Source organism: Bacillus sp. AM 13(2015) (assembly GCF_001518755.1).
In the GTDB taxonomy this organism is placed as follows: Bacteria; Bacillota; Bacilli; order Bacillales; family Bacillaceae; genus Bacillus; species Bacillus safensis.
In genome coordinates this window covers 78680-84679 of the sequence record NZ_LKCP01000048.1, presented here as the reverse complement: position 1 = coordinate 84679, position 6000 = coordinate 78680, and the positions used below count along the sequence as shown (strand labels likewise).

The 6000-nt window shown below is 38.7% G+C and carries 6 protein-coding genes and 1 pseudogene; 4 read left to right on the top strand and 3 right to left on the bottom strand.

Features of this window, described 5'->3' with window-relative positions:
- Positions 1-198 (bottom strand): annotated as a pseudogene (locus tag AOQ70_RS07425) (biofilm surface layer hydrophobin BslA); the annotation flags it as partial.
- Between the two features lie 123 nt (positions 199-321).
- On the bottom strand, positions 322-726 hold the full coding sequence (locus AOQ70_RS07420) for a hypothetical protein (protein ID WP_059375478.1): 405 nt from the start codon (positions 724-726) through the stop codon (positions 322-324).
- Positions 727-794: 68 nt separating this feature from the next.
- On the opposite strand from AOQ70_RS07420, the gene AOQ70_RS19545 reads away from it, so the two are divergent.
- The 4 genes from AOQ70_RS19545 to AOQ70_RS07400 all read left to right on the top strand — a co-directional run bounded on the left by AOQ70_RS19545 (position 795) and on the right by AOQ70_RS07400 (position 4141).
- The gene (locus AOQ70_RS19545) at positions 795-1052 is read left to right on the top strand and encodes a hypothetical protein (protein ID WP_058837650.1); all 258 of its coding nucleotides are present in this window, start codon (positions 795-797) and stop codon (positions 1050-1052) included.
- Positions 1053-1296: 244 nt separating this feature from the next.
- On the top strand, positions 1297-1770 hold the full coding sequence (locus AOQ70_RS07410) for a CarD family transcriptional regulator (RefSeq protein ID WP_059375476.1): 474 nt from the start codon (positions 1297-1299) through the stop codon (positions 1768-1770).
- 310 nt (positions 1771-2080) lie between these two features.
- A complete protein-coding gene (locus tag AOQ70_RS07405) occupies positions 2081-2830 on the top strand; it encodes a poly-gamma-glutamate hydrolase family protein (protein WP_059375473.1) in 750 nt (249 codons plus the stop codon).
- A gap of 162 nt (positions 2831-2992) precedes the next feature.
- A complete protein-coding gene (locus AOQ70_RS07400; protein ID WP_059375471.1) occupies positions 2993-4141 on the top strand; it encodes a Rap family tetratricopeptide repeat protein in 1149 nt (382 codons plus the stop codon).
- Positions 4142-4231: 90 nt separating this feature from the next.
- On the opposite strand, the gene AOQ70_RS07395 is transcribed toward AOQ70_RS07400, so the two are convergent.
- Positions 4232-5557 (bottom strand): S8 family peptidase, encoded by a 1326-nt coding sequence (locus AOQ70_RS07395; protein WP_059375469.1) that lies wholly within the window; start codon positions 5555-5557, stop codon positions 4232-4234.
- Positions 5558-6000: the final 443 nt, after the last annotated feature.

Below are 6000 nucleotides of genomic sequence, written 5' to 3'. Positions count from 1 at the left end.
TGGGCTGTACGTCAGCTCAATGTCAGAATAAGACCATTCCTGCTTACTAGCTCCTGTAATTTTAGCGTAAAGCGCAGCTGGCTTTACATTGGTTGATGCTTTGCTTTCGGCTCCTTCAGCAGATGCAGAAAGTGGTACTGACAGCGCCATAACCAATGTGAGCATCCCCAGCATAAGAATCGTCCATGTTTTTTTCATTTTTTCCTTCCCCCTTGTTGAATATAGGTAAATAATAGATGATTACACCCATTATTTACCTATAATGTTACCATATTACCATATGGTATTAAATGGGATATTATACCCTTATTTTGTCATTCTTTAGTAATAGCGGGGGAATAGCGCATTTGGTTGATTCATTCCGTAAAAATGGCCAGGCATTTGTTGGTTTGTTGGCATCATCATATGCATATCTTGATAACCGTATGGATGGTGCGGCATCATCCCGTATCCACCATAATGGCCTAGATGATGGTGATCCTTCATTGGAATATGCTTTGAAAAGTTATCATGCTGATTGGGAAACGTTGAATAGGGTGAATGATGATGTGGATGGTGCGCATTATACATATCTTTTTTGCCGCTATGATAATGGTTTGGCATATTCATATGATCATGCATGTTTGGTGCGATCATATGCTCATGATTGGCTGTATACACATTTTCAAATGTGTGATAGGGATTTTCTTGGTGATAATGATTCATTTGGCTGTTCATATCGTTCATGTATATCTCATCCTTTATGTCAGGTTGCCATATCCTATGAGACAGATTTACTCGATGAGCCTATCCATATGAAAGAAAAAAACCGGCTTTTCAGCCGGGAAAAGGAAAAGCAGGTAAAGCGTCAAGCCTTAAATTTCGTAGCGATGTCTTCTTCTACGACGCTTTTTACATCTGCTGCAGACACTTTTAGGAAAATAACAGGGATCGTAGCTTCGAGAGGTATCCCAAAAATCGCTCTCAAACCATTTATCTTTTTTATGACAATACTTTTTTTCTTTACATGGATCCTCATGGTGATGATCGTCATGCTTTTTATGACAGTTTGAGTGGGAATGTTTGCACTTGCATTTGCACATTGTCATCCCTCCTAAATGTGACTCAATGCTAGTATATGCAAGAAAGAGTCATGAGGACTGGATGCTCTCACTTCTTTTATAAAAAAGGCTTTTTCTGAAAAAACTCAAATAAAAAGAATTGACTAGTGCTAAATTAACATGATAAAATATAAATTTTTATCCTCTGATGAAATGTGTTATAATGATATTGTGAATACTTTCGGAGGTGGCGGATTTGTTTCAAATAGGTGATAAAATTGTTTATCCAATGCATGGAGCCGGTGTGATTGAAGGAATGGAAGAAAAAGAGATTTTAGGTAAGACGCAGGAATATTTTCTGATTCAAATGCCGAATATGCAGATGATGGTCCCAAAAGGCAGAATCAATCAACTAGGTATACGTCCGGTAGCAGATCAAGCAACGCTGGAAGTTGTGATGAACAATTTTGCAGAAGAAACAAACGACGACACGCTTACTTGGAAGCAAAGATATGATGAAAATCTGAAAAAGCTAAAAACAGGTGCGATCGAAGATGGTGCAGACGTTGTTAAAGATCTGATGAGACGAAATCAGAAGAAAGCATTAAATTCAAGTGAAAAGAAGATGCTTGAAGATGCAAGAGGCATGTTAGTGAGTGAGATTTCACTTGCACAGGGACTGTCGCAAGATGAAGTGATGACAGCTTTAGAGAATGAATTAAGAATGTAATGATGATATACAGAGACTAGCTGTAAACAGAAGAGGAGACTCCTTTGTTTACAGCTTTTTTGTTTTGAAAAAAAGAGTAATATTGGCATTTTTGTAGGTGGTTTTAACTAATATTGAAATGAGGTCATACGATTTAGTTTTTACGTGGACAACAAAAATTCAAAGACCTCTGATATACCTAGATGACATTAAAAACAGGTAAGTTTTCCTGATTCATTCAAATGAGCCGGACAACCTTTGAATTTTTTAAGCCATTGATAGTAAAATATTGCGGTAAGATGACACCTAAGAGAAAAAAGGGAGCGGTGAAATGAAAAGGTTACTAATATGTGGATTCATCTTTCTTATTCTGTGTACTCTTTTAATGGTGAAATGCACCCATTCTGTTCAAGAAAAAAAAGAGCAAAAGAAGCATGATCAAGAGGTAGAAAAGTATCAAAAAGAGCGAAAACAAGGTGATCAATACGAAAGCTTTAAACAGCTCATACGACATGAAAAAGAAGGGTACGAGATAGAATTTCACGAAAAGGGCGGAAGTGATTTACTCGTATTTTCTCCTCATGGAGGTGAGATTGAACCAGGAACAAGTGAAATTGTAGAAGCCTTTCAAGAAAGCTACTCTACGTATTTGTTTGAAGGTACAAAGCAAGACAATAACCGGGACCTGCATATCACGAGTACTAATTTTGATGAACCCGTTTTGGTTCAAATGATTAAAACGTATCCTTTTTCAATTTCCATCCACGGCTATAAAAGTGATAAAAGACACACGCTCGTTGGCGGCACAAATGAAAAAATGCAAAGAGCAGTTGTGCGCGAACTAAGAGAACGAGGATTTTCCGCAGAAATGGTACAAAAAGGCGAACGGCTTTCTGGTACAGATCCTAAAAATATAAATAATCAAAATGCAAGTGGTGAAAGTGTTCAGTTAGAAATTAGTACAGCGCAAAGAGAAGCTTTTTTTGACAATTTTGATACGAGAAAAGGAAAGAAAAAAGCATTCAGACGTTATATAAATGCGTTAAAAGAAGTACTAAGAGAATTCGACCCGTCTTCGTAAAAAAGTTTTGATGGGCAAAAGTACTCTATTTAAACTTGGTAAAAAAGATAGGAATATGCGATTTGAACATAAAATATGTAATAACTTACAATTTGCCTTAAAAACATAAATTATGTAAAATAATAGTTATCAGTTTGATATGATAGAATGGGGCTGAAGTGGATGGCACACAAAATACCATCTTCCGAAGTAGGTGTAAAGATCAATCAATGGTACACGCATATTTGCAAATTTGAAGTTGAACAGGCAAACGGCATGAAGCGCCTTGTTGAAGAAGAAATTCATGATATGGAAGAGGATCAAGATTTACTCCTATATTATTCTCTAATGGATTTTCGCCATCAAATGATGCTTCAGCACTTAGCGCCCGTCCGTGCAGGGAGTGAAACGCTTCAAGCAGTGTCCTTTCCTAAAGAAATTGACGATGCAGAAGATGAGATGACAGGCTTACTAGGCTATTATTTTCATTTTTTTCATGGAATGTATGCGTTCATCCAGCGCCGGTATATCGAGGCCATTTCATATTACAAGCATGCGGAACATCAACTGATTTTAGTGACAGATGAGATCGAAAAAGCAGAATTCTACTATAAAATCGCAGAAGTATACTATCATATGAAACAAACTTATTTCTCCATGCACTATGCTAAAAAGGCGAGAGACATCTATAAGAAACATCAGCTTTATGGAAAAAGAAGCATTCAATGTGATTTTGTCATGGCAGGTAATTGGATTGATGTCAATCAGTATCAAAAAGCGCTTCCTTATTTAGAAAAAGCGTTAAAAGTCTGTGAAGCGATGGAACAAAAAGAATGTACATCTTACTTTAAAGCAATGGCTCTTAATAACTTAGGCACTTGTCATTATAGTATGGGAACGTACCATACAGCGACTGTCTTTTTTGAACAAGCCATTTCACTTTATCAGAAAGATCAAGCATCCACGATGATCAAATCGTTGTTTTCACTTGCCCTTACTTGTTTTAAACTCGGAGATATTCAGCGGGCAGGCGAGGCCATCTCTACAGGAATGAAAGAGGCTTGTGTATTGGAAGATGAAATTTATCAGTTGAAATTCCAATTTCTACAGGCGCTCTATATAGAGAAAGACGGCTGTGAGAAATTGAGGTCGGCCCTTTTTGGTCTGAGAAATAAAAAAATGTTTGCTGATTTAGAGGAATTAGCACTTGATGCGGCTAATTATTATAAGGAACGCGACATGTACAAGGAATCCTCCACTTTTTTTGAGATTGTGATCGAAGCGCGTACGCACATTCAAAAAGGAGATGAGATGTATGAGAACGAAGCATAACATGTCAGCTGCTCAAGTAGATGAAAGACTTCACACTTAAAAATGAGACAAACAACACCCTTTACGCATAAACGTAAAGGGCTTTTTTCTTTATTCTTTGATTGCTTTTTCTGCGTCAATTGCACCTGCTCCATAAATCATCGGATCATCCCCAGACCACTTGCTTGTATTTTCTTTTAACAGGGTTTTGACTTCATCTGGCGTTAAATCTGGTGAATGCTCTAATAGTAGAGCGCAAATACCAGCACAAATCGGTGTTGCCATCGATGTGCCAGATAACGTTGTATAATCATCGTCTACTCTGCTTGATTTGTCGAGTTTATCCAGAAAGGATCTTGGTGATCTGAGAGAAACGATGTTTACTCCTGGTGCGAGGATATCAGGCTTTGCTTCTCCGTAAACAGTAGGCCCTCTGCTTGAAAACGGTGCCACGATATCGTCACTTGATTCAGGTGTATTCCTGTCATCATAGGCTCCGACCGTAATAACTTTTTGGCTGACAGCAGGGCTTGCAATCGTCTGGCTGTTAGGACCAGAGTTACCGGCAGCGACGCATACAACAATCCCTTGATCCCAAGCCGCATTGACAGCACGCACCATTGGATCGTCCTGTTCGTCATCATAACGCTGCGCAGCTCCGCCTAGCGACATACTGATAATATGAATCGGATCATCAGGGTGGTCTTCGTTGAACTGCATACACCATTCAACACCTTCTATAATAGTAGAAAGTGATCCAGCCCCTTGTTTATTTAACACTTTCACGCCAATCAGATTTGCTTTTGGGGCAGGTCCTTTGTATAAGCCGTCTGAGGCGGATCCATCTCCCGCGACATCTCCCGCGCAGTGTGTACCGTGGCCATTATCATCATAAGGCTTTGTTTTTTGTTTGACTAAATCCACAAAATCACGAATTCTTCCATCTAAATCTTCATGCGGATAAATTCCCGTGTCAATGACAGCGACCGTAATGCCTTCACCGGTTAAAGTTGTCCCGTTTCGGATGACTTCTTCAGCATGGCTTGCTTGTGTGGCTACGTCCAGAAGCGCATGTACTTTCCGGTCTAGATAAATTTTACGAATATGCTCACCGTTTGCTAATAGCTCCTCTAAAGCAGCAGGCGTTAAGTCAGCAGCGCAGCAGTCGATATGTGAAAAATGTCGTTTTATATTTGTTTTTCTGCTTTTTTTCATTAATTGTTTCGTGCTTTGAATCCCTGCCTCGGCTGCACCTTCCTTAAATTCAATGATCACACGAAGCTTCTTTTTCTTCTTCAGCCTGCCTTCGAAAAAACGATGAAGAAAGCATGGCGTCCATTTAAAAGGTTTATAAAGGTGAAGAATGGTTTCTCTTAAAGGCTGATCTAGTTTACTAGCATGTGTTCTGACCATTTGCACCATAGAAAATCCAAACATGTGATGCCCTCCATTCCAGCTATCCATTCTCGTACACTCTTACGTTATGTGATTGAGAACTGCTTGGTTCGGATTCTTGTCCCTTCTTTTCTTTATATTGGCGGCTTGCTTATGCCTTTCAAAAAAGAAAAGCGCTTACATTTTGTAAAATAATAGAAAAAGGTGGAAATCATGTAGAATCTGCCGATGATAGGTGGGAGAGTTCTTCTAAGAGAACCAGCGAATCAAAGGATTTTGCAGAAAAAGGAGGGGTGTAGACAGGGTCAATGCTCATATAAATGTGATGCGTGACAGATGGAAAAAATCAAATCCTTATCAAAAAAAGCCGAATTAAAGAAAACAGACTGGATAGGACTAGGTCATATTAAACATAACCTCATTTCTTTGTCATACTATTCTAACTCTGTTTTCAAAGAGGAGAGGCGTTTCTGTGTATATAAATG